We start from the raw sequence: 23,708 nt of genomic DNA, 5'->3' as shown, positions 1-23,708 counted from the left end.
GGCCCGTCGTCGCGCCGACGGTCGTGATGCCGGCGCCAGCGCCAGGCGGGTTGGAGTGTCTTTCGTGGGTCGAACACCTCGCCGCGCCCGGCTCGGGGCTGCAGCCCTCGCGGTCTCGCTCGTCGCCCTGCCGTTCGGGGTCGCCGCGGGCAGCGCCTACGCCGCCACTCCCCCGCCCCAGGTCACGAGCCCGGTGAACGGCTCGTACCTCGCGCCGACCGACCTCATCCGGTTCGAGGGCGTCGACGCCACCTATGGGTACGGCGTAGAGGTGCTCGTCGACGGCGCGCCGGCGTGCTTCACCGAGTCCACCCCCGAGGGCGTCTGGTTCTGCGAAACCGAGGCGGGTATCGCCGACGGCCCGCACACGGTGGTGGCCCAGCAGACCGTGGACTCCGAGATCAGCACGGGCACCGTCGTCGGGTACACGGTCGGCGTCGCACCCGAGCCGGAGCCGGAACCCGAGCCGGAGCCCGAGGCGCCCGCCGAGGAGCCGGTCGTGCCGCCCGTCGTGACCCCGGTCGAGCCGACCGCCGAGACACCCGCCGTGCCCCCGAGCGAAACGCCCGCAGAGATCCCGGCCGAGACGCCCGCCGCGGCACCGACCGTCGAACCGGCGGCTGCGCCCGCGGCCGCGCCGCCTCCCGCACAGGCGCCCACCGCGACGCCCGCGCTGACGCCCCCGGCCGTCGTGCCGACGGTGCGCTCCCTCACGGCAGCGAAAGCAACGCCTCTCGCCTGGACGCTCACCGTCGCCGGCGTCACCGGCCCGCTGCGCCCCGGCCAGTCGGTCACCCTCGCCAGCAGCGGACTCCCGGCCGGCAGCACCGTCTCGGCCGAGCTGCACTCGACCCCGGTCGCCCTCGGCTCGACGACGGTCGCGGCCGACGGCACGTTCTCGCTCGACGCCATCATCCCGCTCTCCGTGGAGGCCGGCGCCCACCACTTCGTCGTCGCGGTCACCGCCCCGGGCGAGGAGGCCTCCGTCACCGAGACCCCGGTCACGATCGCCGCCGAGGAGCCGGTCGTGGTCGCAGCGACCGCCAGCGGGCCCACGGATGACACGGCCACCGCCACCTCGACGCCGCGCTCGCTCGGCGCCGCCGCGACCGTCGACCGCGACCGGCCCGGCGCCCCCAACTCGCTCAGCACCTCGCTCGCTCCGGCGTGGGAGGTGCTGTCGAGCCCCGTGGCGATCGTGTCGTCCGTCGTCGCCGGCCTGGTCTTCCTCGTGCTGGTGGCGTTCCCGAGCGAGTTGCTCGGGGCGACGATCCAGCGCCGCTACCAGCTCGTGCACCGTACCGCGCAGGTGTTGCCGCCCGGCATCGGCGCCTGGTTCTCCCGCCGGCCGGTGTTCTCGGGCGTCGGGCTCATCGCGCTCGCCACACTGATCACGGGGTTCTCCGATCCGCGATTCGGTGCCGACGCGGCATCCGTTCGTCTCCTGCTCGCCTGCTTCATCGCGGCGCTCATCGTGAGCTACGGAACCTACCTTCTGCTCGGCTGGTTCCTGAACCGCACCTGGTCGTTGCCGACCTCGCTCAACCTGCGGCCCCTCACGCTCGTCATCACCGTGATCGGCGTGGTGCTCTCGCGCGTGCTCGACTTCTCGCCCGGCTTCCTGTTCGGGCTGATGCTCGGCCTCACCTTCCCCGCCGGCACGACGCATGCCCTGCGCTCGCACGCCCGACTGCTGCGCACGCTGCTGATCGTCGCGATCGCCGTCACGTCGTGGTTCGCCTACAGCGCGCTGATCGCGGCCACCGGCGGCGCCCCGACCGACTTCTCCGGCGCCCTGCTGCAGGACACCCTCGCCGCGCTATCCACCGAGGGGCTCACCGGCATGCTCATCGCGATGCTGCCGTTCCTGTACCTCGACGGACGCGAGATCTGGCAGCACTCGAAGCGCTCCTGGGCCGTGTCGTACTCGGCGATCGTCGTCGTCTTCTTCCTCGTCGTGGCGCCCAAGCCCTCCAACTGGGCCGACCTCGGACCGAAGTACGCGACCTGGGCGATTGTGCTCGGCGTATACGCCGTCGTCGCGCTCGCCGCGTACGTTCTGCTCCACCGGTCGGAGCAGCGCGCCTCCGCCCGACGACACCTGCAAGACGCTTAGCCGGGTTCGCGTGCGATCATGGGCCATGCCCACCCGTCGCACAGTTCTCTTGTCGCTGGCCGTCGCCGTGCCGCCCCTCGTGCTCGCCGCGGTGGGCATGTCGCACCCCACCCGCCTCAATGCCGACTCGGCCGTCTACTGGCGCGACCTGCACATCGGCATCCTCGCGGTCTTCCCGCTGCTCGGTTTCGCGCCCTGGACCGTCGTTCGCGGCCACCGGGCGTGGCTCAGCTGGACGGCCGGCGCGCTCGGCTTCCTCTACGCCGCGTTCTACACGGCGCTCGACGTGCTGGCCGGCATCGGCGCCGGCGGACTCGAACACGCGGGCATGCACGAGGCCACTCCCGTCGCCTTCGACCTCGGCGACCGCCTCGGGCTGGTCGGAAGCGTCGCATTCGTCGCGGCCTGCGTGTTCGCGGGCGGCTTCGCGGTGCGGATGCGAGGCATCCGTGCCCTTCCGGGGGCACTCCTCGTCACCCTCGGTTCCCTGCTCTTCCTGTTCGAGCACATCTTCTTCCCGGTGGGCGTGCTCGGTCAGCTCTGCCTCGCCCTCGGCTGGGTGCTGCTCGTGGTGCGGATGTATCGCCCCGAGCCCTCATGACCGAGCCGAACGCGCCCGCGCGACCGGTGCGCTGGACCGGCGGCGTCGACGTGCTGGTCGCAGTGACCCTGCTCGCCCTCGTCGTCGCCATGTTCTACCAGTGGTTGTCGGTCTATTTCCAGCTGGGTTACGGGCCGCGCCCGGTGCCGAGCGCCAGCGAGACGGTCGCCTACCGGATCACCGCGGGCGTCGCCATCGCCCTCGGGTTGACCGGGTTCGTGTTCGCGATCAGGCGGCGCCGCCGGATCGCGATCGTCGGATACCTGCTGATCGGCACGCTCGTGATCCCCTCCGCGCTGCTGTTCGCCGTGCCGACCATCGACGTCACGCCGCTGATCCACCCGCAGCAGCCTGCAGTCGAGAACGACGACTACGTCCCCTGTTACGGCGACGAACCGGTGAACACCCCGGGCTGCGCCGGCGGGTAGGCGGCCCTACGGCAACAGCGCCAGCAGGCTCGCCGCGTCGGTGACCGGCAGGGCGCACACGAAGTCCCGGCAGAGGTAGGCCGTCGATTCGCCGTCGCGCGTCGTGCGCCCCTCGAACAGCTCGAACCCGGCCTCGGCGAACGCGCGCGCCTGATCGGCGGTGACGATGCTGACGATGGCGCCGGAACGCTGCCAGGCCAGAGCGACGGATGCCACGTTGGTGCCGTCGTCGGCGTGCCCGGTGACCACGACCAGCTGGCTCGAGGCGGAACCCAGCCCGCTCATCACTCCGAGAGCCGCCCCGAACGCGATGGGGCGCGGGGTAGCGAGCGGCGCGATCGACTCCATCGCCCGGGTGGCCGCCTCGAGGTAGCGGGTGTCTGCGGTGAGCGAGTACAGCGTGTGCGCCGCGGCGGACATCGCGCTGATGCCGCTGGGGTAGGCGCCCTCGCTCGGGTCGCTCTCGAGCGCGAGGCGGTGGCCGGCGAGCACCGGGTCGGCGCCACCCGGCACCGCGAACACGGCCCCTGAGGCCGCGTCCAGCGTCGCATCCACCAGCTCCCGCGCCGCGACCGCGTACCGCACCTCTCCCGTCGCCAGAGCGAGTTCGAGCAGGCCGCCGGCGAACATGCCGTAGTCCTCGAGAGTCGCCCGTGCCGCGGACACGGTGCCGTCGATCGAGGCGCGCACGAGCCGGTCGGGCAGCACGTGCTGCCCGAGCAGGAAGTCCGCCGCCCGCCGGGCCGCGTCGACCCAGTGCGGCTGGTCGAGCCTGCTGCCTGCGGCGGCGAGCGCTTCGATCGCGAGTCCGTTCCAGCCGGTGAGCACCTTGCGGTCGAGCGCGGGCGGCGACTGCGCCGCGCGGTCGTCGGCGTCGAGCGCGTAGTACCCGCCCTCGACCCGCACGCCGTCGACCGTGCTCTCGCTGTCTTGCGCCGAGGCGAAACCGCCGGCGTCCTGCTGCATCACGGTGATGAGGAACGACGCGATGCCCTCCGCGACCTCGTGACTGCCGACCCGCGCGTAGGCGCCGAGCAGAAGGGCGTTGTCGTAGAGCATCCGTTCGTAGTGCGGGTCCGTCCAGTTGCGCATCGTGGAATAGCGGAAGAACCCGCCCTCCACCCGGTCGCGCAGGTCGGACGCCGCCATCGCCGCGAGGGTGCGTTCGGCGAGTGCTTGGGCTCCGGAGTCGCCCACCGACCCGCGGTCGAGCAGCAGGTCGAGCACGGTCGCGACGGGGAACTTCGGCGCACCGCCGAAGCCGCCGTACTCGGTGTCCTCGTAGGCGGTGAGTTCGGCGACGACCGTGGCGAACTGCTCGTCCCCCGGCAGCGTCCCGGGGGCGCGGTCGCCGAGCGCCCGCAGCGCCGTGGCGATATGGTTCGCGTTGCCCTCGACCTCGTCGCGTCGGTTGACGAACGCGTCGGTGACCGCCTCGAGGACCTGCCGAAACGCCGGATGCGGCTGAACCGGCACGGGCGGGAAGTACGTGCCCGCGAAGAACGCCTCCCCCGCCGGGGTGACGAACACGTTGAGGGGCCAGCCGAGGTTGGAGGTGAACGCGCTCGCCGCGGCGAGGTAGGTGGCGTCGACGTCGGGGTATTCCTCGCGGTCGACCTTGATCGCCACGAAGTTGTCGTTCAGGTAGCCGGCGAGGGCCGCGTCGCTGAAGCTCTCCCGCGCCATCACGTGACACCAGTGACAGGTCGAGTAGCCGATCGACACGAGCACGGGCACCTGGCGGCGCTGCGCCTCGGCGAAGGCCTCGGCACCCCACTCGAACCAGTCGACGGGGTTGTCTGCGTGGGAACGCAGATACGGACTCACAGCCGAAGCCAGTCGATTCGCCATGCCGCAAGCGTAGGCTCGTTTTGTGCCTAAGACAGCCATCACCTACGTCGGCGGACCCACCGCGATTCTCGAGTATGCGGGTCTGACCATCGTCACCGATCCCACGTTCGATCCGCCCATGACCTACACCGAGCCGGGGTCGACCACGCTCGTGAAGACGCGGGGCCCCGCGGTCTCGCGGCTGGACCTGCCGCCCGTCGACCTCATACTGCTGTCGCACCACGCCCACCGCGACAACCTCGACTACGAGGGGCTCGAGCTGATCGCGTCGGGTGTTCTCACGCTCAGCACGATGCAGGCGGCGAACGACCTCTTCGGCGGCTCGGTCGTCGGGCTCGACTCGTGGGAAGAGTACAGAGTGGGCGACGTCACCGTCACGGCGGTGCCCGCACTCCACGGGCCGGCCGGCAGCGAGCCCGTCGTCGGGCCGGTCACCGGTTTTGTGCTGCAGGCGCCGGGCGCCCCGCTCGTCTACGTGAGCGGCGACAACGCGTCGCTGCCGCTCGTGCAGCAGATATTGGAGCACTTCGGCGGGTTCGACATCGCCCTGCTCTTCGCGGGCGCCGCGCGCACGCCGAGCATCGACGGGCAGCTGACGCTGACCTCGGGCGACGCCGCCGAGGCCGCCCGCATCCTCGGCGCCACCCACGTGGTCGGGTTGCACACCGAGCACTGGGAGCACTTCAGCGAGACCCGCACCCAGCTCGAGGCGGCCTTCGGCGACACCGGTCTGCTGGTCTCGACCCCGCCCGGCCAACGGGTCGTGCTGGTCGAGTAGGGCCGTCAGCGCCGCATGACCACCCGCGCCAGCTTGTTGCCGACGAGCTGCACCACCTGGATGATCACGATGATGAGGATCACCGCAGCCCAGGTCACCTCGGGGTTGAACAGCCGGTAGCCGTACTGGATAGCGAAGTTACCCAGCCCGCCTCCGCCGATCAGGCCGGCGACGGCCGACATGTCGGTGACCGCGATGAAGATGAACGTGTAGCCGAGGATCAGCGGCCCGAGCGCCTCGGGCAGCAGGATCGTGAAGATGATCCGCAGCGGCGAGGCGCCCACCGACCGCGCCGCCTCGATCACGCCGGGCTGCACGGTGAGCAGGTTCTGCTCGACGATGCGGCTGATCGCGAACGTCGCCGCCAGCGCCAGCCCGAAGGTCAGCGCGTTGTTGCCGATTCCGGTGCCGACGACGATGCGCGCGAGCGGCTGCACCGCGGCGATGAAGATGATGAACGGGATCGGCCGGAAGGTGTTGACGACGAAGTTCAGCGTGCCGAACACCCACCTGTTGTCGAGGATGCTCCCCCGCCGCGTCACGTACAGCCCGAGCCCGAGGACGAGCCCCGCGAGCCCGCCGAGCAGCATCGCGATGCCCACGATGTACAGGGTCTCGCCGGTGGCCACCCAGAATTTGGGCAGCAGTTCGATGAGACGGTCCATCACTTCACCTCCGTGACGGTCGCGACGGCGCGGATTCTCTCGAGCGCCTGGTCGATGGCGGCGTCTCCGCCGGTGAGCGCGAGCGTGAGGTGCCCGAAGGTGCGCGCCTGCACCTCGTTGATGCCGCCGTAGACGAGCTCGAAGCCCACCTTCGCATCGCCGAGGGTGAGGAAGACGGCCGACTGGGACGTGTCGCCGTCGGCGAAAGAGAACGTGACGATGCGACCCGGATGTCTCGCGCGAAGCCCCTCGAGCGCGGCGCCCTCCGGCACCGAGGTCACGATGGTGGACACGAACCTCTTCGTCGCTTCGGCCCGGGGTGCCGCGAAGATGTCGAACACGTCGCCGCGTTCGACGATGCGGCCGTTCTCCATCACGGCCACCTTGTGGGCGATCGAACGGATGACCTCCATCTCGTGCGTGATGACCACGATGGTGACGCCGAACTCCTCGTTCACCCGTTTGAGCAGCGCCAGTACCTCGCGCGTGGTCTCCGGGTCGAGCGCGCTCGTCGCCTCGTCGGCGAGGAGGATGGCGGGCGAGGTCGCGAGCGCGCGGGCGATGCCGACGCGCTGCTTCTGTCCGCCGGAGAGCTGGTCGGGGTAGGCGTGCGCCTGGTCGACGAGGCCCACAAAGTGCAGCAGCTCGGAGATACGGGCCTGGTGCTGGTCCTTCGGAATGCCGGCCACGGTGAGCGGGTATTCGATGTTGCCCCACACCGTGCGGGAGTTGAACAGGTTGAACTGCTGGAACACCATGCCGATACCGAGGCGCACGTCGCGCAGCTGGGATTCCCGCAACCCGCTCACCTCGACGTCGTTCACGGTGACGGTGCCCGAGGTCGGCTTCTCGAGGGCGTTGATGAGCCGCACGAGCGTGCTCTTGCCGGCACCGGAGTATCCGATGATGCCGAAGACGTCGCCCTTCTCGATCTCGAGGGTGACGCCGTCGAGGGCAGCGGACGGGACCTCGCCTTTGCTGCGCGCGGGGAACACCTTCGTGACATCCGCGATTTCAATCATGGCCATGCTGTTGCCTCCTCGGCAAAACGACGGAATGCCGACGGACCGGTGTCCGTCGGCATTCCGCGCCCGCTGTTACTGGGTTGCCGCGTACGATTCCTGCACGGTGGCGAGCGACTCTTCGAGCTCGCTCACCGGCGTCGTGGCGAGAACCGCGGTGCCGCCCGAGACCTCGAGCACGCCGTCGGTCACGGCTTGTGTCTTCTGGAAGATGTCGACGAGTTCGAGCAGAACCTCGTCGTCCTTGTCCTCGGCGCGGGCCGCGAAGATGTTGATGTACGGCTGCGCGGAGGGGTCGGCCGGGTCGTCGGTGGCGAGGGCGTCTTCGAAGCTCAGGTTTGCGTCTTCGACGAAATCGTTGTTGATGACGGCGGCGGCGACGTCGGGAAGCGAGGTCGGTGTGAGGGCGGCCTCGAGCGTGATGACCTCGACCTTCGAGGTGTCGAGCACGTCGTCGACGGTGGAGAAGGGGCTACCGCCGTCTTCGAGCTCGATCAGGCCGGCGGCCTGCAGCACGAGCAGGGCGCGGGCGAGGTTGCTCGCGTCGCTCGGCACGGCGACGGTCTCGCCGTCCTGGATGTCGTCGAGCGAGGTGTACTTCGTCGAGTACAGGCCGAGCGGGTAGATCGCGGTCGCGCCGACGGGCGTGAGGTCCTGGCCGGCTGACTCGTTGTACTGGGCCAGGTAGATGATGTGCTGGAACTGGTTGAGGTCGAGGTCGCCCTCGGTCAGCGCGGGGTTCGGCTGCGCGTAGTCGGTGAAGTCGACGATCTCGACCGAGATGCCGGCGTCGGCCGCGGCCTCCTTGTAGACCTCCCAGTAGGGGTCGCTCGCGCCGACGACGCCGATCTTGACGGGCTCGTCGGGCGAACCCCGGCCCTCGGTGATGGCGTCGTCGCCCGCGGTGGAACCGGCGGCGTCGGAGGAGTCGGATCCGGATGACACGGCGAACGTGATCGCGACGATAATCGCGATGACGACCGCGACGGCTATGGCGATCAGGGCGTACAGGCGACCGCGCTTCTTAGGCGGGGCGACGAGGGGCGTCTGGTCAGACATGGTGGTTCCTTACGAGAGTGGATGCTGTGTGTATCCAGACTCGCAAGAAAGCCCGGTGCGGGCGATTCGAGCCGTCACATAACGAAACGGGCCTACTCAACCGGCAGAGCGACGTGCCTCTCGTCGGGTCCCACGTATTCGCTGAGCGGCCGGATGAGCGCGTTCGATTCCAGCTGCTCCATGATGTGCGCCGTCCAGCCGGTGACGCGGGCGGCGACGAACAGCGGCGTGAACGTCGCGGTGTCGAAGCCCATCAGGTGGTACGCCGGCCCGCTCGGGTAGTCGAGGTTCGGCTTGATGTTCTTGCGCTCCCCCATCGCCGTCTCGAGCGCCTCGTACAGTTCGCCGAGGTCGGGGCGGTCGTACTCGGCGACGAGTGTGTCGAGCGCCGCCTTCATGGTCGGAACCCGTGAGTCGCCGTTCTTGTAGACGCGGTGACCGAAGCCCATGATCTTGCGCTTCTCGGCGAGCGCGGTGTCGAGCCACTGCTCGGCGCGGTCGGCGGTCTGGATCTCGTCGAAGACGTGCATCACGGCCTCGTTCGCGCCGCCGTGCAGGGCGCCCTTGAGCGCGCCGACGGCCCCCGTGACCGCGGAGTACAGGTCGGCGAGCGTCGACGTGATGACGCGGGCGGTGAAGGTGGACGCGTTGAACGAGTGTTCCGCGTACAGGATCATCGACACGTCGAACGCGTCGACCACGACGAGGTCGGGCACGTCGCCGAACGTCATGTGCAGGAAGTTGGCGGAGTACCCGAGGTCGTCGCGCGGCTCCACGAGGTGTTCTCCGCGGCGGCGTCGCTGGTCATAGGCGACGATCGCGGGGAGCTGGGCGAACAGGGCCACCGACTTGCGCAGGTTGTCCTCGGGTGTCGACACCGCGGCATCCGCGTCTCTCGCTCCGATGACGCTGACCGCGGTGCGCACGACGTCCATCGGGTGGGCGGTCGTCGGCAACTCGTCGATGACGGTCTTCACCACGGTGTCGAGGTGGCGCAGCGAACGCTCGAGCGTCTCGAACTCGGCCAGCTGCGCGGGGTCGGGCAGTTCGCCGTGCCAGAGCAGGTAGGCGACCTCCTCGAAGGTGCACTTCTCGGCGAGTTCCTGCACGGGGTAGCCGCGGTAGAGCAGCGAGTTGGTCTCGGGGTTCACCTTCGACACCGCCGTCGTGTCGACGACGACCCCGGCCAGTCCCTTGCGAATCTCTGTGTCGCTCATAACGCTCCTTCGCGAATGTCGTTTCAGCTAAAGCTAGTCAACGATTGCCGTCGAGGGTGAAGTTGAAAACGGAGGTGTCGAACGAGCCGTAGCTCTGATAGTCGAGCAGCTCGTAGAGGCGGGCGCGGGTCTGCATCTCGGGCACGCGACTGGTGAGACTGCCCTCGGCGAGGATGGTGTCGAGCCCGCGCTCGGCGGCGCCCATCGCGAGCCGCAACAGGCTCACCGGGTAGATCACGATGTTGACGCCCACGTCGGCGAGCTGCTGGTTGGTGAACAGCTCGCTCTTGCCGAACTCGGTCATGTTGGCGAGGATCGGCACGTCGACCGCGGCGCGCACCGCCTCGAACTCGGCGAGGTCGACCATCGCCTCGGGGAAGATCGCGTCGGCGCCGGCGTCGACGAGCGCCTTGGCCCGGTCGATCGCGGAATTCAGGCCGTCGAGCGCCCGGATGTCTGTCCGGGCCATGATCAACAGGTTGGCATCCCGCCGCGCGCTCACCGCGGCCTTGATGCGCTTGATCGCCGTGTCCTCGTCGACCACGGCCTTGCCGTCGAGGTGGCCGCAGCGCTTCGGGTTCACCTGGTCCTCGATGTGCAGGCCGGCGACCCCCGCGTCCTCGAGTTGCTGCACGGTGCGGGCGACGTTCATCGGCTCGCCGAAACCGGTGTCGGCGTCGACGAGCGACGGCAGGTCGGACATGCGCGAGATCTGGGCGGCACGCCCCGCGACCTCGGTGAGGGTAGTGAGGCCGATGTCGGGCAGGCCGAGGTCGGCGCTGATCACGGCACCCGAGATGTAGACGCCCTCGAAGCCCTTCTCGGTGATGAGCCGCGCGCTGAGCGGATTGAACGCACCGGGGAAGCGCAGCAGTTCGCCGCTCGCGAGGGCCGCGCGAAGGGCGGCGCGCTTGTCGGCGGGCGTGACGGTCGAGTACAGCATCAGAAGAGTCCCTTCGGACCGGCGGGCAGTGCCGGGGCGGTGACGGTGAGGCCGGCGAGCTCGTCGGCGGTGAGTTCGGGCAGGCGCTGCACGAGCTCGAGGAAGCGCTCGATCTCGGCGTCGTCCAGCACGCCATCGGCGAGCGCGCGGAACTTGGCGATGTACTGCTGACGCGCGAACGGGCGCGCCCCGAGCGGATGCGCATCCGCCACGGCTATTTCGTCGACGATCACCGTGCCATCCGTCAGTTCGATCTCGACGCGGCCGCCGAACGCCTTCTCGGCCGGGTCGTTCGAGTGGTAGCGGCGCGTCCACTCGGCGTCTTCCTGCGTCGTGACTTTGTTCCACAGCGCGACGGTGTCGGGACGGGCGGCGCGCTCCGGGGCGTAGGAGCGCTCGTGGTGCCACTCGCCATCCTGCAGCGCGACGGTGAAGATGTACGGGATGGAGTGGTCGAGCGTCTCGCGGCTGGCGGTCGGGTCGTACTTCTGCGGGTCGTTCGCCCCGGACCCGATGACGAAATGGGTGTGGTGGCTGGTGTGCAGCACGATGCTTTTGATCGCGGGCCCTTCGACAAGCTCAGGGACCGATTTTAGGGCCGGATGCTTCGTTCCGAGCGCCCTCGCGAGGTCGATCCACGCCTGCGCCTGGTACTCGGCGGAGTGTTCCTTCGTGTAGCTGTCGAGGATGGCGCGTTTCGGCTCGCCCTTCTCGGGCAGGGGGACCTCGTAGGCGGCGCTCTTGCCGTCGAGCAGCCAGGCGATGACGCCGTCCTCGCCCTCGTAGATCGGGGTCGGGCTGGTCTGCCCGCGCATGGCACGGTCGACCGCTTCGACGGCCATCTTGCCGGCGAAGGCCGGGGCGTGCGCCTTCCAGGTGGAGATCTCGCCCTTGCGCGACTGACGCGTGGCGGTCGTGGTGTGCAGCGCCTGGCCGACCGCCTGGAAGATCGTCTCAACCGGCAGGCCGAGCAGGGTGCCGATGCCGGCCGCGGCGCTCGGGCCGAGGTGCGCGACGTGGTCGATCTTGTGGGCGTGCAGGCTGATCGCTTTTACGAGGTCGATCTGGATCTCGTAGCCCGTGGCGATCGCGCGGACAAGCTCGGCGCCGGTGCGTCCGGCGTGCTGGGCGACGGCGAGGATCGGCGGGATGTTGTCGCCCGGATGCGAGTACTCGGCCGCGAGGAACGTGTCGTGGTAGTCGAGCTCGCGCACGGCGACGCCGTTCGCCCAGGCCGCCCACTCGGGCTGGTAGCGGCCCTCGATGCCGAAGACGGTGCTGCCGGCCCTGGTTGCGACAGGCGCAACCGGCGTGGCAGCGCGGTCTTCGGCCTGGGCGCGTGCGGCGACCGCGGGGGCGCGGGTGAGGCTCGCGGTGGCGACCGCGGCGTTGTCGATGATGCGGTTGATGATCATGTCGGTGACCTCGTCGGTGACGGCCACCGGGTCGGCGGCGACCTCGGCGATCTTCCAGGCCAGCTGCTGCTCGCGCGGCAGGTTCTCGTCGCTCGCGTAGACGCGCACGGGGTGGAGCTTCATGGGGTGTTCCCTTCGATCGAACCAAGGATGTTCTTGAGACTGCGGTACAGGTGCACCTGGGTGGCGTGGGCGGCGAGCGATTCGGAGCCGTCGACGATCGCGTCGACGATGACGAGGTGCTCGCGGGCAGCCTCGCGCAGGCGCTCGGGGTTGTCGTGGGAGAGACGACGGATGCGCGCGACGTGCGTTCGCACCCCGCCGAGCGTGGCAACGAGAAGCGGGTTCTGCGTCGCCTCGTCGATGGCCGCGTCGAGTCGTGCGACGAGCCCGTAGTAGTCGTGGCGCGCGGGGTCGTCGTCGTCGTCGAGCAGTTCGTGCGCTCGCCGAAACTCGCTTTGCAGCGCTTCGAACACGGCGGGGTCGCGGCGGCGGGCGGCGAGGCGGGCGGCCTGTTCCTCGAGAGCGCCCCGCACCTCGAACAGCTCGGTGATGCGGCCGAGGTCGACGTCGGTGACGACGACCCCGCGCCCCGAGTGCGCGGACACGAGCCCGTCGGCGCTCAGCCGTGCGAGGGCCTCGCGCAGCGGAGTGCGGGAGACACCCAGCCGCGTGGACTGTTCGACCTCGGCCAGCACGACACCCGGCTCGAGTTGGCCGTCGAGAATCTGCTCCCGCAGAGCGGAATACGCCCGTTCGCTCGCGCGCATCCTGCCTCCCGCCATCGGACTCTGTATACACAGGCTACGCGTTTGGACGATTTCACGGCAAGTATGAGCGCGATTGTATGCAGAAGTCACTCACCGATGTAGTTGCTCCGCCGTTCCCAGAGATATTTGAGCCAGGACACGTCGACGTCGATCTTGGACCAGACCTCACTAGTGAGGAAGTACCAGCGCGAACTTGCGTCGCCATGGTAGTCAATCCAGCCTTCGTTTCGGAGGATCGCTAGGTGCTTCGACACCCCCGCCCGACTGACTCCGTAGTTGCCGGTTATGGCGTCCGAAAGTGTGCCTGATCTGTGTTCACCAGAAGCGAGTATCTCGACAATGCGAAAACGAATCGGGTGGGATAGCACCTTGAATGCGTTCACCATCTTGTTCTACCTCGCGGCCTCGACGGCGCGTTCGCGCCGCCGCCACTCGGGGATCGGGCATCTCGGGGCCGGAGTGTGAGGGAGATGATGATTCGCCCGCGGGAAGAAGCGGAGCTTCGGTTTCGCTATGCCACTAAAAGGTGGCACAACAAAATCGAAACTATGGCGGTCGCGAGTCAGGCTGGCACTTCCGTTGCCAACGCGACTCCCAGCGTCGGCGCCGAGATTGCCGCCGCCAACTCCAGCACCGCGCGCGCCACGCGGTCGTTCTCGCGGAAGGAGACCGCGTTGGTGCCGGGGCGGGAGAAGGCTCCGACGAACGGGGCGTTCGTGTACGGGCCTATTGCGAAACGGCGGGGGTGCGGCGAGCCGTCGGACCGCACCAGGCGGGCGTCGCCGGCTCGCACCACCAGCCGCCCCGTCGATCCGCTGAACCGTGCGTCGGAGACGACCTCCTCGCATCCGGCCCCCGATTCGATAAGCGAACGCAACGCCTCGCTGTCGCTCGTGCGCACCGACGTCGGCGGGAGCCGGGCGTCGACCAGAACCCGGGCGCGCACCTCGCCGTCGACGATCGGCGACGACGCGGCGAAGTGCCCGGAGGCATCGGCCCGCACGACCAGGTCGGGGCCCAAGAACTCGACGACGCCGGCCCGCGACAGCGCGAGCAGCTCGTCGAGGCGGTGCGCGGGCGGGCCGCTCGCGACGAAGCTGAAGAAGTTCTGCCCCCACTCCGGCAGGTCGCGGGCGCGGGAGCGCGCGGTCCACTTCGGGGAATCGACGATCGAGCCGAGGTCGAACAGCGCGTACAACAGCGAGGTGAACAGCCCGAGCGTCGCGCTGTGCTCGGGTGCGCTGCGCGCGTGCAGGTCGAGCCCGATGTAGTAGCGCAGCGTGTCCTGCAGCTCCTCGCGACTGCCCACCCGCAGCCCCGCGAGCGGACGGTCGAACGCAGCAAGGTCGAGGCGGTCGACCGGGTTCGGAACCGCGGCATCCACGGCGGCGCGCAGCCGCGGGCTGTCCCAGCGGTAGCGGTCGAGAAACGGAACGAACGCCTCCCACGCGACCCGCACCCGGTCGGGGTGGCCCACGAACAGCTCGTGGTAGTACCCCCACTGCAACTCGGCGGCGATCAGCGGCCAGACGTCGGCCCGGAAGTCGAGCGAGTGACGCGAGTCGGCCAGCTCGCGCGCGATCGCGGCGCTGAAGTACCGCGGCTCGGGGCGCGGCGCCGCCAACGCCGAACTGATCTTGGAGTGATAAGGCACCCCGCGCCGCGACCCGAGCAGCAGGTGCGGTTCGCGTGCGCTCGGCCGGTAGTCCAGCTGGCCCGGCAGCGACGCCGACGGCACGAACCTCCCGCCGCGCCCCTCGGTGAGCAGCACGGTGAGGTCGACAGCGGCGAGGCCCATCCCGCGCACGATCACCGGTTCGTGTGGCCGGATCGCCGAGGTGTCGCTCTCGGCGGTGAAGTCGGGGGCGACGTAGAGCAGGTCGTGCAGCACAGCGAACTCGGCGAGCGCGGCGTGTTCGGGTGTGGGCCTCACCCCGGTGTGACCCAGCGCGTACAACACGAGGTCGACGTCGAGTGCGGCGCCCGTGTCGAGCGTCACGGTCTGGCGGCCGTCGTCCGTGTCATCCACCCGGATGCACCGTGCCTCGTGCACCTCGACGGTCGCGGGCAGCGCCGCCACCGCCCGCCGGTAGAACCAGCCGAGGTACTCGCTCTGCAGCCTGCGGGTCGGAAACGAGTCGGCGGCGAGGTGCTGCAGCTCGTGCGCGACGCCTGGATCGGCGAGCTCGAGGTCGATCACGCCCGAACGCACCCGCTCGGCCCACTCGATCAGCGACGGCCCCGGCCACACCGGACCCTCGATCGTCGACGACGCGTCGGTGAACATCGTCACGTCGCGCGCCATCGAGTTGAGCTTGAGCAGGGGCGACTGGGCCGCCCGCCAGATGCGGCCCCCTCCCGGAGGATGCGGGTCGACGAGGTGCACAACGAGCGGAACGCCGGCGCCCAGCTCGGGCAGATTCGCGGCTAAACGTTCGAGGAAGCCGACACCGCGCGGGCCGACGCCGATCACGGCGAGCTGGATTGACATGCCCCAACCGTTGCCGCGAACGCCAGCCCCGGCCACGAACATGACGCCCCGTGACGTGATGACGAAGTGTGAAGCGGCTTTGTTGTCGCGCCGTTTCGCGCCGACCTAGGTTCGGGAAATCGCGGGGCATCCGGCTCCGCTCGAATCACCGGCAGGAGCACTCATGGGCATCGAATTCCTCGGCATCGCGGGCCTCAACGACGGCGGCGAGACGCAGGCGCGTTCCGGCGCCAGTTTCGACAAGGCGTACACCCTGCGCTTCGCGCGGGCCCACGAAGACAACGGCTGGGACCGCATCCTCTTCGCCTACCACTCCGGCTCGCCCGACCCGTCGACGGCCGCGGCCTATATCGCCAGCAAGCTCGACCACCTGAAGATCCTGCTCGCCCACCGCCCCAACGTCTCGTACCCGACCTACGCCGCGAAGGTCTTCGCCACGCTCGACCAGATCAGCGACGGCCGGCTCAACGTGCACTTCATCACGGGCGGGTCGACCGCCGACCAGGCCGCGGAGGGCGACTTCCTCACGAAAGACGAGCGCTACGCCCGCACCGGCGAGTACATCCGCATCGTGAAGCAGGCGTGGACCAGCCGCGAACCGTTCAGCTTCGACGGCGAGCACTACCGCTTCGAGAACTTCGTCAGCGACATCTGGCCCGCCGCGAACCGGCAACGCCCCGAGGTGTCGTTCGGCGGGTCCTCCCCCGCCGCGTATGCGATCGGCGCCGCGGAGGCCGACATCTACGCGGTGTGGGGCGAGCCGCTCGCGAACACCGCGGAGCAGATCACAACGATTACGGATGCGGCCCACGCCGCCGGCCGCGAGCAGCGCCCGAAGATCCAGGTGGCGTTCCGCCCCATCATCGCGGCCACCGAAGAGCTGGCCTGGCAGAAGGCCCACGACATCCTGGCCAAGATTGAGCGCCGCACGGCGGGGGCGGCGCCAAGCAGCTTCATCGGCGACCTGAAGAACCCCGAGAACGCCGGCTCGCAGCGCCTGCTCTCGATCGCCGAGCAGGGCGACCGCTACGACCGCGCCCTGTGGACGAAGCCGGCCGCCGTCAGCGGCGGACGCGGCAACTCGAACGCCCTCGTGGGCACGCCCGAGACGGTCGCCGCGGCGCTGCTCGACTACGTCGACCTGGGCGTCGACATCCTGAGCGCCCGCGGCTACGACTTCGTGAACGACACCATCGACTTCGGCCGGTACGTGATCCCGATCGTGCGCGAGGAGGTGGCGCGCCGCGACGCCGCCGCCGCGAAGACCGCCGCCGAGTCATCCGACGAACTGAAGCGACGGGCCCACCATGACGCGGCTTGAGGCGCTCACGGTCCCTGAGCTCGTCGAAGGGCCCCTTCGACCGGCTCAGGGACCGACCTTCCGCCACGCCACCCCCCTCGACCCGCAGGCCCGCATCGTGCTCGCCGACCTCGAGCGCGAGTACGACGCCCGGTACGGCAACCTGTTCGGCGAGCCGGCGTCGACCGAGATCAACCGGTACCCGGCCGAGGTGTTCAGCGCTCCGGCCGGGACGTTCCTGCTGGTCGAGACCGACGGACGGGTGGTCTCGGCGGGCGCGTTCATGACGATCGACGCGGCCACGGTCGAGGTCAAGCGCATGTGGACGCACTCCGACCACCGCGGGCGCGGGCTGGCGAAGCTCGTTCTCGCCGAGCTCGAGGCCGAGGCCCGCCGTCGCGGTTTCTCCCGTGTGGTGCTCAGCACCGGACCGCGGCAGCCCGAGGCCGTGCGGCTCTACCTCGCGACGGGGTACACGCCGCTGTTCGACCGGTCGCTGCCGCCGGAGGAGATCGTCATCCACCACTTCGAGAAGGAGCTGTCATGACGCAGATCAGAACGGTCCCTGGGCCCGCCGCGGTCCCTGAGCTTGTCGAAGGGCCGCTTCGACAAGCTCAGCGACCGGCCGGCGTCGACTTCGGCGCGCTGCCCGTCGTGCGCACCAAGCACTGGGTGCGCTGGATCCTCGGCGTGGTCGTGGTCTTCGTCGTCGCCCAACTCGTCTGGACGCTCTTCACCAACGCGGGCTACGGCTGGCCGACCGTGGCGAAGTACTTCTTCTCCGACGCGATCCTGCGCGGGCTCGGCATGACGCTGCTGCTGACCGTCGTCGCCGGCGCCATCGGATTCGCCGTCGGCAGCCTGCTCGCCCTCATGCGGCTCTCGAAGTCGCCGCTGCTGAACGCCTTCGCGTGGAGCTTCATCTGGTTCTTCCGCTCGGTGCCGCTGCTCGTGCAGATCCTGGTCTGGTTCAACCTCGGCTACCTCTACCCCACGATCGGCCTCGGCGTCCCGTTCACCACGGACTACTTCGTCGAAGCCCAGACCGTCACGCTCGTCAGTGCGTTCGCCGCCGCCGTGCTCGGACTCTCGCTCAACCAGGCCGCCTACTCCGCGGAGATCATCCGCGGAGGCATCCTCTCGGTCGACGCCGGCCAGCTCGAAGCCGCGGCCGCGCTCGGCATCCCCCAGCACAGGCGCATCACCCGGATCATCCTGCCCCAGGCGGCCCGCTCGATCATCCCGAACGCGTTCAACGAGATCATCGGCCTGCTCAAGGGCACCTCGATCATCTCGGTGATCGCGCTCGCCGAGCTGTTCTACGTCTCGCAGGTCATCTACAACCGCAACCAGCAGGTGATCCCGCTTCTGCTCGTGGCGGTGCTCTGGTACATGATCCTCACCACCGTGCTGAGCATCGCGCAGTTCTACGTCGAGCGCTACTACTCGCGCGGCTCGGCCCGCGTGCTGCCGCCCACCCCGATCCAGCGCGCGAAGGCGTGGGTCGCCGTGCAGTGGAACCGCCTCGACGACGAACCGACGAAGACGGGAGCGGCCGCATGACCGCCACACTGGCTAACGCCGGCCACGTCGAGATCCGCAACGTGACCAAGAGCTACAACGGCGTCGAGGTGCTCAGCGACGTCTCCCTCACCCTCGAACCCGGCGAGGTCGTGACCATCCTGGGTCCCAGCGGCTCCGGCAAGTCGACGCTGCTGCGCACCATCAACCACCTCGAGACCGTCGACGCCGGCTGGGTCGCGATCGACGGCGAGCTTATCGGCTACGAGCACCGCCACGGGAAGCTCTACGAACTCAAGGAACGCGCGGTGCTGCGCCGTCGCACCCAGGTCGGCATGGTCTTCCAGAGCTTCAACCTGTTCCCGCACCTCACCGCGCTCGAGAACATCGTCGAGGCGCCGATCGCCCTCAAACGACTCAATAAGACGGATGCACGGGAGCTCGCGCTCGGACTGCTCGAAAAAGTGGGTCTCGCCGACAAGGCCCACGCCTACCCCCGGCAGCTCTCCGGCGGCCAGCAGCAGCGGGTCGCGATCGCCAGGGCCCTCGCGCTGCAGCCGAAGGTGCTGCTGTTCGACGAGCCGACCTCGGCCCTCGACCCGGAGCTCGTCGGCGAGGTGCTCGACGTCATCCGCGAGCTCGCCGGCCTCGGCACGACGCTCGTGATCGTGACGCACGAGATCGGGTTCGCCCGGGAGGTCAGCGACCGCGTGATCTTCATCGACCGCGGCGTGGTGCTCGAGCAGGGCACCCCCGGCGAGGTGCTCGGCGATCCGCAGCATCCGCGCACCCGCGAATTTCTCGCGACCGTCCTCTAATCCCCCACCAACAGCAAAGGAATCTCTCATGGCACTCAAGAAGAAGACGGCGGCGGTCATCGCCGCGGTGGCCGCGGTCGCGATCGTCGGCGGCAGCGTCACCGCGTTCGCGCTCGGCTCGGGCGGCGACGCCGACGCGTCGGGCACGCCCGACGCCGCGGGCTCGGCGACCGAGTTCAACCTCACGGCAGACCAGAACCGCGTGCGCCTCGACGCGGTGCCCGAGGCGGTGGCCTCGCTCGAGGCCGGCGGCTTCGAGCCGATCGAGCCGGGCAAGCTCACCGTCGTGACCTCGCCGTTCGCCGCCCCGCTCGCGCTCTACGCCGACGACGACACGACCCTGATCGGCAACGAGGTCGACCTCGCCCAGCTCATCGCCGACGGCCTCGGACTCGAGCTGAACATCCAGCCGGCCGCGTGGGCCGACTGGCCGCTCGGCATCCAGTCGGGCAAGTACGACCTGATCCTCTCCAACGTCACGGTCACCGACGAGCGTAAAGAGCTCTACGACTTCGCCAACTACCGCCAGGATCTGCTCGGCTTCTACGTGAAGTCGGACTCGCCGATCAAGAAGATCGAAGAGGCCGCGGATGTCGCGGGGTTGAAGATCATCGTCGGCTCCGGCACGAACCAGGAGAAGATCCTGCAGGCGTGGGACGCCGAGAACATCGCGGCAGGCCTCGACCCGGTCGAGTACCTCTACTTCGACGACACGGCGAGCGGCGCTCTGGCGCTGAAATCCGGACGCGCCGACGCGAACTTCGGGCCGAACGCGACCTCGGCCTACGCCGCGGCGACCGACGGCGAGACCAGGCTCGTCGGAACGGTCAACGGCGGCTGGCCGCTCACCGCCGACATCGCGGCGGCGACGGCGAAGGACAACGGGCTGATCGAGTCGGTGAACATCGCGCTGAACGCGGCGATCGAGGGCGGCGAATACGCGGAGGTGCTGGAGCGCTGGGGACTGACCTCGGAGTCGATCGCGGAGTCGACGGTCAACCCGCCCGGCCTGCCGAAGAGCGAGTAGCCGCGCCCAAATGAGCCGATTCCGGCAGAATGAGTCATCCGCGGATGGCTCATCTAGCCGGAATCGGCTCATTTGCGCGTGTGCCAGCAGCGTCAGCGGCCGAGCGCGAACAGTGCCGGAGCCGGCACGCCGTCGACGAGGTCGGCCAGGATGCGCCCGACGCTCGGCACGAACTTGAAGCCGTGGCCCGAGAACCCGGCGGCGACCACGACCGGCCCCACCCGGTCGAGCACGAAGTTCGAGTCCGGCGTCGTTGTGTACGTGCAGCTGATCGGCACGAACGACTCCGAATCGACGCCGGGCAGCCACTCGCGCGCGTACCGCTGCAGTGCCGCGAGCTGCACGGGCTCGGCGACGAAGGTGCGGCGGTCGGGATCGAGCACCGGTCCGGCTCCGTGCCATCCCGCCTTGACCCCCTCGCCGGGCGTGATCATCCCGTAGACGCCCGAGTACCAGTAGTCATAGGCGGGATCGCCGGGGGTCGGCGCGTGGTTGAACCCGGGCCACGCCGCATCCGGGATCTGCTGGTCCGCGAGGGCGAAGTGCGCGGGCTGCTCCTGGGTGACGACCAGCGCGGGGTGCGCGACGCGGCCGGCGAGGAGCTTCGAGGTCCAGGCGCCGACGCTCACGACGACGCGGCGGGCGGTGACGGTCTCGATGGTTCCGGATGACTCGAAGCTGACACGCACCTCGTCGTCGCCGAGCACCCGCAGGCCGGTCACGCGCGCCTCGTGCCGCACGACCGCGCCGCGCGCGACGGCGCCCGACTGCAGCGCAGCGACCGAGCGGTCGGCGCCCAGGCGTCCCGACTGAGGCGTGAGAAGCACCCGACCGTCGAACCGGATTCCCGGCCAACGCCGCGCGGCCTCGTCGAGCGGGACGAACTCGGCCGGGATGCCCGCCGCGTGCAGCGCGTCGTGCACGGCGTCGAACTGCGGGTTGGCGCCGTGGTTGACGATGCCGGTGGTCTCGAGCAGGTCAGCGCCGCTCTCCGCCTCGAGTTCGCGCCAGAGCGGAAGCGCCTCGGCGAGCATCGACACGTAGGTCGGCTCGGAGTAGGCCTGGTTGAAGTTGCGCGAGGCACCGTGCGAGGCACCGTTGGTGTGCCCGGCGGTGAAACGCTCGAGCAGCAGCACGTCGCGTCCGCGGCCGGCGAGCTGCCAGGCCGCGGCAGAGCCCATCGCGCCGCCGCCGATGACGACGACGTCGACCCGTTCGCCCCCTGAGCTTGTCGAAGGGCCGCCCGTCATTCGACGACAGGGGTTTCGACGGGCTCAACCGGCGTGGTGGCCGCGAGCGCCTCGTACCCGCCGTCGACGTGCGACACGGCGATGAAGCCCTGCGCGTCGAGGTAGCCGGCGACCGGACCCGAGCCGGCCGTCGTGCCGCAGAAGATCACGACCTCGCGGTCGGCCTCGAGGGTCTGGGCGAACGCCGCGACATCCTCTTTCAGCACCACGGTCGCGCCCTCGATGGCGCCGGTGGCGGCCCGCCCGGCGTCGCTGCGCACGTCGATGAGCAACGCGCCGTTGGCGATGCGGTCGCGCGCCTCGGCCGCGCTGGTGGGGGCGATCTCGCTCATTCCGTGCCTCAGATCTGGTGGGAGATGGCGGCGGTCTCGACGACGCTGCGGTTGATCAGGGGAAGCGCACGGGCGATGGCGAGGTCGATGCGCTCGTGCAGCTGGATAGACGACACGGCGTAGTTGTCGAAGTCGGAATTGTTGGCGTAGACGCCGATCGGCAGGGTGAGCGCCTGGAAGAAGCCGAACAGCGGCCGGAACTGGTGCTCGAGAATGAGCGCGTGCCGGTCGCTGCCCCCGGTGGCGACGAGCAGCACGGGGGTGTCGACGAGGGCGTACTGCCCCACGAAGTCGAACAGGTGCTTGAACAACCCGGTGAACGACGCACGGTAGACGGGGCTCGCGACGACGAGCAGGTCGGCGCTCTCGATGCGCAACAGCTCCTGCTCGACCGAGGCGGGCAGCTGGTCGCGGGTCAGGGCGCCCGCGAACTCCGGCCCGATCTCGGAGATCTCGATGAGGTGCGCGTCGATGTCGATGTTCGAGCCGAGCGACGCCAAGATCTCGCGCACGAGCGCCGTGGTCTTCGACGGCGAGTGGAGGCTGCCGGAGACGGCGACGACTTTGAGGGGCTGAGTCATTGGAGAGTCCTAGAGGGTTTGGAGTTGGACGCGGAGATGGCTGTTGGGCACCGCCGGGAGGGCGAGGTGGTCGCGCAGGGTCGAACCCTCGTAGGCGGTGCGGAAGAGGCCGCGACGCTGCAGCTCCGGTACGACGAGGGTAGCGAAGGCCTCGAACGAATCGATAGCGGTTTCGGATGACACGGCCGACGTGACGGCGGAGAGCACCGTGAACCCGTCCACCGCCCGCGCCCGGAACCACGTTTCGAAGTGGTCGGCGACGTCGGCGGCCGAGCCGACCAGCACCGGGGCGGTGACGGCATGCGCGACGAGCAGGTGCCGGTAGGTGACCGGCCGCTCTCCGCCGACGACGCGACCCGAGCGGGCGCGGACGGCCTCCACCAGTTGGGCACCGAGCGAGCTGAACCGGGCGGCGACGCGGGTCGGCACCGAGTCGTCGAGCGCGACGCTGGTCAGCGGCACGCCGAGCACGCTCGCGAGCGTGCGGAAGGTGCGGTTGCTCGGCAGCTGCAGCCGCACGTCGGAGAGAGGCTCGTCGGGCAGGGGCACGAGCGCGACCAGCTCGTCGTAGATCGCCCACGCCGCCTCGCGGGTCTCCGCCACGATCGGCAGGATGGGGGTCACGATGCGGAAGTCCCGGACGCTGCGGCCCTCGCGGGCGACCTGCTGGCGCGACGAGACGTATTGCTCGACGGCCTCGTCGAAGGTGCGCGGGCTGGCGAAGAGCAGGTCGGCGTCGCGGGCGGCGAGGCGGCGGGCGTTCACCGAGCCGCCGACCACGGCGATCGGCGGGTGTCCCTGCGGCGGGCGAACGGTGTTGAGCGGTCCTGCCGAGGCGCGGTAGGCGCCGACGTAGTTGAGCGGGTGCAGCTTCGACCCGTCGATGAGACGCCCGCTCGCGGCATCCGCAATAAAGGCGCCGTCCTCCCAGCTGTCCCAGAGTCCGCGCAGGATGTCGATGAACTCGCCCGCCGCGGCGAACCGGTCGGCGTCGCTGTGCACGGTGTCCCAGCCGAAGTTGCTGGCCGAACGGGCCTCGGCGCCGGTCGCGACGCACAGCGCCACGCGGCCGCCGCTGAGCACGTCGATCGAGGCCGACGAGCGGGCCGTCGTGTACGGCTCGGCATGCGCGGAGCTGACCGTGGCGACCAGCCCGATGCGCTCGGTGACGGCGGCGAGGTAGCTCACCGCCGCGAACGGTTCGATGCGGGCGAGCAGGTACGGGTCGGTGTGCTCGAACTCGGCGGCGGTCGCGAGCCAGTCGCCGAAGAACAGGAAGTCGAGCCCGGCCGCCTCGGCGGTCAGCGCGGTGCGGCGCAGGATCGTGGGGTCGTCGGCCGGGTTGCCGTGCGCGCCCGGCACCCGCCAGCCCGACGGCCAGGCGCCGAGGGTGCGCACCGTCGCGCCGAGAACGAGGTGGCCCTCGCGCGGCGGAAGCTGCTGCCCGTTTATCGTCACGATTCGACGCTAGGCACGCCCGGCCAGCGGGGCGAGCGGGGAGGTCACACGGGGTAACGAGCCGA

Annotated in this window: 23 protein-coding genes; 9 read left to right on the top strand and 14 right to left on the bottom strand. The window is 69.7% G+C overall.

Features of this window, described 5'->3' with window-relative positions; all coding sequences use genetic code 11:
* The first annotated feature begins 64 nt into the window (after nt 1-64).
* The 3 genes from IEV96_RS15725 to IEV96_RS15715 are packed head-to-tail and all read left to right on the top strand — an operon-like array spanning nt 65 to nt 3,145.
* A complete protein-coding gene (locus IEV96_RS15725; protein WP_188511678.1) occupies nt 65-2,116 on the top strand; it encodes a hypothetical protein in 2,052 nt (683 codons plus the stop codon).
* A gap of 25 nt (nt 2,117-2,141) precedes the next feature.
* Nucleotides 2,142-2,717 carry a hypothetical protein gene (locus IEV96_RS15720; RefSeq protein WP_188511677.1) on the top strand — a complete coding sequence of 192 codons (576 nt, stop codon included), beginning with the start codon at nt 2,142-2,144 and terminating at the stop codon, nt 2,715-2,717.
* Nucleotides 2,714-3,145, top strand: a complete 432-nt coding sequence (locus tag IEV96_RS15715; RefSeq protein ID WP_188511676.1) for a hypothetical protein — start codon at nt 2,714-2,716, stop codon at nt 3,143-3,145. Before IEV96_RS15720 ends, IEV96_RS15715 begins: the two co-directional genes overlap by 4 nt.
* 6 nt (nt 3,146-3,151) lie before the next feature.
* On the opposite strand, the gene IEV96_RS15710 is transcribed toward IEV96_RS15715, so the two are convergent.
* On the bottom strand, nt 3,152-4,996 hold the full coding sequence (locus IEV96_RS15710) for a thioredoxin domain-containing protein (protein ID WP_188511675.1): 1,845 nt from the start codon (nt 4,994-4,996) through the stop codon (nt 3,152-3,154).
* 22 nt (nt 4,997-5,018) lie between these two features.
* On the opposite strand from IEV96_RS15710, the gene IEV96_RS15705 reads away from it, so the two are divergent.
* The gene (locus tag IEV96_RS15705; RefSeq protein WP_188511674.1) at nt 5,019-5,774 is read left to right on the top strand and encodes an MBL fold metallo-hydrolase; all 756 of its coding nucleotides are present in this window, start codon (nt 5,019-5,021) and stop codon (nt 5,772-5,774) included.
* A gap of 5 nt (nt 5,775-5,779) precedes the next feature.
* Here the strand turns inward: IEV96_RS15705 and IEV96_RS15700 are convergent, their stop codons facing one another.
* From IEV96_RS15700 to IEV96_RS15660, 9 genes are all read right to left on the bottom strand, one after another.
* Complete coding sequence (locus tag IEV96_RS15700; RefSeq protein WP_188511673.1) at nt 5,780-6,439, bottom strand: methionine ABC transporter permease; 660 nt, start codon at nt 6,437-6,439, stop codon at nt 5,780-5,782.
* On the bottom strand, nt 6,439-7,467 hold the full coding sequence (locus tag IEV96_RS15695; protein ID WP_188511672.1) for a methionine ABC transporter ATP-binding protein: 1,029 nt from the start codon (nt 7,465-7,467) through the stop codon (nt 6,439-6,441). The genes IEV96_RS15700 and IEV96_RS15695 overlap by 1 nt, the downstream gene beginning before the upstream one ends.
* A gap of 69 nt (nt 7,468-7,536) precedes the next feature.
* Entirely contained in the window at nt 7,537-8,520 is a 984-nt protein-coding gene (locus IEV96_RS15690) for a MetQ/NlpA family ABC transporter substrate-binding protein (RefSeq protein WP_188511671.1), read from the bottom strand.
* A 92-nt stretch (nt 8,521-8,612) separates the two neighbouring features.
* On the bottom strand, nt 8,613-9,737 hold the full coding sequence (locus IEV96_RS15685) for a bifunctional 2-methylcitrate synthase/citrate synthase (RefSeq protein WP_188511670.1): 1,125 nt from the start codon (nt 9,735-9,737) through the stop codon (nt 8,613-8,615).
* 37 nt (nt 9,738-9,774) lie between these two features.
* Nucleotides 9,775-10,680 (bottom strand): methylisocitrate lyase, encoded by a 906-nt coding sequence (gene prpB, locus IEV96_RS15680; RefSeq protein ID WP_188511669.1) that lies wholly within the window; start codon nt 10,678-10,680, stop codon nt 9,775-9,777.
* Nucleotides 10,680-12,218, bottom strand: a complete 1,539-nt coding sequence (locus tag IEV96_RS15675) for an MmgE/PrpD family protein (RefSeq protein ID WP_188511668.1) — start codon at nt 12,216-12,218, stop codon at nt 10,680-10,682. The genes prpB and IEV96_RS15675 overlap by 1 nt, the downstream gene beginning before the upstream one ends.
* Nucleotides 12,215-12,865, bottom strand: a complete 651-nt coding sequence (locus IEV96_RS15670; RefSeq protein ID WP_188511667.1) for a GntR family transcriptional regulator — start codon at nt 12,863-12,865, stop codon at nt 12,215-12,217. The genes IEV96_RS15675 and IEV96_RS15670 overlap by 4 nt, the downstream gene beginning before the upstream one ends.
* Nucleotides 12,866-12,951: 86 nt before the next feature.
* Complete coding sequence (locus IEV96_RS16855; RefSeq protein WP_373282445.1) at nt 12,952-13,251, bottom strand: ArsR/SmtB family transcription factor; 300 nt, start codon at nt 13,249-13,251, stop codon at nt 12,952-12,954.
* A gap of 176 nt (nt 13,252-13,427) precedes the next feature.
* On the bottom strand, nt 13,428-15,356 hold the full coding sequence (locus IEV96_RS15660) for an FAD/NAD(P)-binding protein (RefSeq protein ID WP_188511665.1): 1,929 nt from the start codon (nt 15,354-15,356) through the stop codon (nt 13,428-13,430).
* 163 nt (nt 15,357-15,519) lie between these two features.
* Here IEV96_RS15660 and IEV96_RS15655 point away from each other — a divergent pair, with 163 nt between their 5' ends.
* The 5 genes from IEV96_RS15655 to IEV96_RS15635 are packed head-to-tail and all read left to right on the top strand — an operon-like array spanning nt 15,520 to nt 20,022.
* On the top strand, nt 15,520-16,677 hold the full coding sequence (locus IEV96_RS15655; RefSeq protein WP_188511664.1) for an LLM class flavin-dependent oxidoreductase: 1,158 nt from the start codon (nt 15,520-15,522) through the stop codon (nt 16,675-16,677).
* A complete protein-coding gene (locus IEV96_RS15650; protein WP_188511663.1) occupies nt 16,664-17,203 on the top strand; it encodes a GNAT family N-acetyltransferase in 540 nt (179 codons plus the stop codon). The genes IEV96_RS15655 and IEV96_RS15650 overlap by 14 nt, the downstream gene beginning before the upstream one ends.
* Nucleotides 17,200-18,219, top strand: a complete 1,020-nt coding sequence (locus IEV96_RS15645; RefSeq protein ID WP_188511662.1) for an amino acid ABC transporter permease — start codon at nt 17,200-17,202, stop codon at nt 18,217-18,219. The genes IEV96_RS15650 and IEV96_RS15645 overlap by 4 nt, the downstream gene beginning before the upstream one ends.
* Nucleotides 18,216-18,995 (top strand): amino acid ABC transporter ATP-binding protein, encoded by a 780-nt coding sequence (locus IEV96_RS15640; RefSeq protein ID WP_188511661.1) that lies wholly within the window; start codon nt 18,216-18,218, stop codon nt 18,993-18,995. Before IEV96_RS15645 ends, IEV96_RS15640 begins: the two co-directional genes overlap by 4 nt.
* Nucleotides 18,996-19,023: 28 nt before the next feature.
* On the top strand, nt 19,024-20,022 hold the full coding sequence (locus IEV96_RS15635) for an ABC transporter substrate-binding protein (protein WP_188511660.1): 999 nt from the start codon (nt 19,024-19,026) through the stop codon (nt 20,020-20,022).
* A gap of 92 nt (nt 20,023-20,114) precedes the next feature.
* Here the strand turns inward: IEV96_RS15635 and IEV96_RS15630 are convergent, their stop codons facing one another.
* From IEV96_RS15630 to IEV96_RS15615, 4 genes are read right to left on the bottom strand one after another with little or no spacing between them, the layout of a single operon-like run.
* Nucleotides 20,115-21,272 (bottom strand): FAD-dependent oxidoreductase, encoded by a 1,158-nt coding sequence (locus IEV96_RS15630; protein ID WP_188511659.1) that lies wholly within the window; start codon nt 21,270-21,272, stop codon nt 20,115-20,117.
* Entirely contained in the window at nt 21,269-21,604 is a 336-nt protein-coding gene (locus IEV96_RS15625; protein WP_188511658.1) for a rhodanese-like domain-containing protein, read from the bottom strand. Before IEV96_RS15625 ends, IEV96_RS15630 begins: the two co-directional genes overlap by 4 nt.
* 8 nt (nt 21,605-21,612) lie before the next feature.
* The gene (msuE, locus tag IEV96_RS15620) at nt 21,613-22,185 is read right to left on the bottom strand and encodes an FMN reductase (RefSeq protein ID WP_188511657.1); all 573 of its coding nucleotides are present in this window, start codon (nt 22,183-22,185) and stop codon (nt 21,613-21,615) included.
* 9 nt (nt 22,186-22,194) lie between these two features.
* A complete protein-coding gene (locus tag IEV96_RS15615) occupies nt 22,195-23,643 on the bottom strand; it encodes an NtaA/DmoA family FMN-dependent monooxygenase (RefSeq protein WP_229733455.1) in 1,449 nt (482 codons plus the stop codon).
* Between the last annotated feature and the right edge of the window lie 65 nt (nt 23,644-23,708).

Origin of the sequence: Conyzicola nivalis (assembly GCF_014639655.1) — a bacterium.
GTDB lineage: Bacteria > Actinomycetota > Actinomycetes > Actinomycetales > Microbacteriaceae > Conyzicola > Conyzicola nivalis.
The sequence above is the reverse complement of the archived record's forward strand: the minus strand, read 5'-3'. Positions and strand labels throughout refer to the sequence as shown.

Coding starts and splice junctions, on each gene's coding strand:
- IEV96_RS15655 (WP_188511664.1), top strand. CDS start 15,520: ATGGGCATCGAATTCCTCGGCATCGCGGGCCTCAACGACGGCGGCGAG.
- IEV96_RS15720 (WP_188511677.1), top strand. CDS start 2,142: ATGCCCACCCGTCGCACAGTTCTCTTGTCGCTGGCCGTCGCCGTGCCG.
- IEV96_RS15625 (WP_188511658.1), bottom strand. CDS start 21,604: ATGAGCGAGATCGCCCCCACCAGCGCGGCCGAGGCGCGCGACCGCATC.
- IEV96_RS15630 (WP_188511659.1), bottom strand. CDS start 21,272: ATGACGGGCGGCCCTTCGACAAGCTCAGGGGGCGAACGGGTCGACGTC.
- prpB (WP_188511669.1), bottom strand. CDS start 10,680: ATGCTGTACTCGACCGTCACGCCCGCCGACAAGCGCGCCGCCCTTCGC.
- IEV96_RS15700 (WP_188511673.1), bottom strand. CDS start 6,439: ATGGACCGTCTCATCGAACTGCTGCCCAAATTCTGGGTGGCCACCGGC.
- IEV96_RS15710 (WP_188511675.1), bottom strand. CDS start 4,996: ATGGCGAATCGACTGGCTTCGGCTGTGAGTCCGTATCTGCGTTCCCAC.
- IEV96_RS15660 (WP_188511665.1), bottom strand. CDS start 15,356: ATGTCAATCCAGCTCGCCGTGATCGGCGTCGGCCCGCGCGGTGTCGGC.
- IEV96_RS15650 (WP_188511663.1), top strand. CDS start 16,664: ATGACGCGGCTTGAGGCGCTCACGGTCCCTGAGCTCGTCGAAGGGCCC.
- msuE (WP_188511657.1), bottom strand. CDS start 22,185: ATGACTCAGCCCCTCAAAGTCGTCGCCGTCTCCGGCAGCCTCCACTCG.
- IEV96_RS15695 (WP_188511672.1), bottom strand. CDS start 7,467: ATGGCCATGATTGAAATCGCGGATGTCACGAAGGTGTTCCCCGCGCGC.
- IEV96_RS15640 (WP_188511661.1), top strand. CDS start 18,216: ATGACCGCCACACTGGCTAACGCCGGCCACGTCGAGATCCGCAACGTG.
- IEV96_RS15690 (WP_188511671.1), bottom strand. CDS start 8,520: ATGTCTGACCAGACGCCCCTCGTCGCCCCGCCTAAGAAGCGCGGTCGC.
- IEV96_RS16855 (WP_373282445.1), bottom strand. CDS start 13,251: ATGGTGAACGCATTCAAGGTGCTATCCCACCCGATTCGTTTTCGCATT.
- IEV96_RS15670 (WP_188511667.1), bottom strand. CDS start 12,865: ATGCGCGCGAGCGAACGGGCGTATTCCGCTCTGCGGGAGCAGATTCTC.
- IEV96_RS15645 (WP_188511662.1), top strand. CDS start 17,200: ATGACGCAGATCAGAACGGTCCCTGGGCCCGCCGCGGTCCCTGAGCTT.
- IEV96_RS15685 (WP_188511670.1), bottom strand. CDS start 9,737: ATGAGCGACACAGAGATTCGCAAGGGACTGGCCGGGGTCGTCGTCGAC.
- IEV96_RS15675 (WP_188511668.1), bottom strand. CDS start 12,218: ATGAAGCTCCACCCCGTGCGCGTCTACGCGAGCGACGAGAACCTGCCG.
- IEV96_RS15635 (WP_188511660.1), top strand. CDS start 19,024: ATGGCACTCAAGAAGAAGACGGCGGCGGTCATCGCCGCGGTGGCCGCG.
- IEV96_RS15715 (WP_188511676.1), top strand. CDS start 2,714: ATGACCGAGCCGAACGCGCCCGCGCGACCGGTGCGCTGGACCGGCGGC.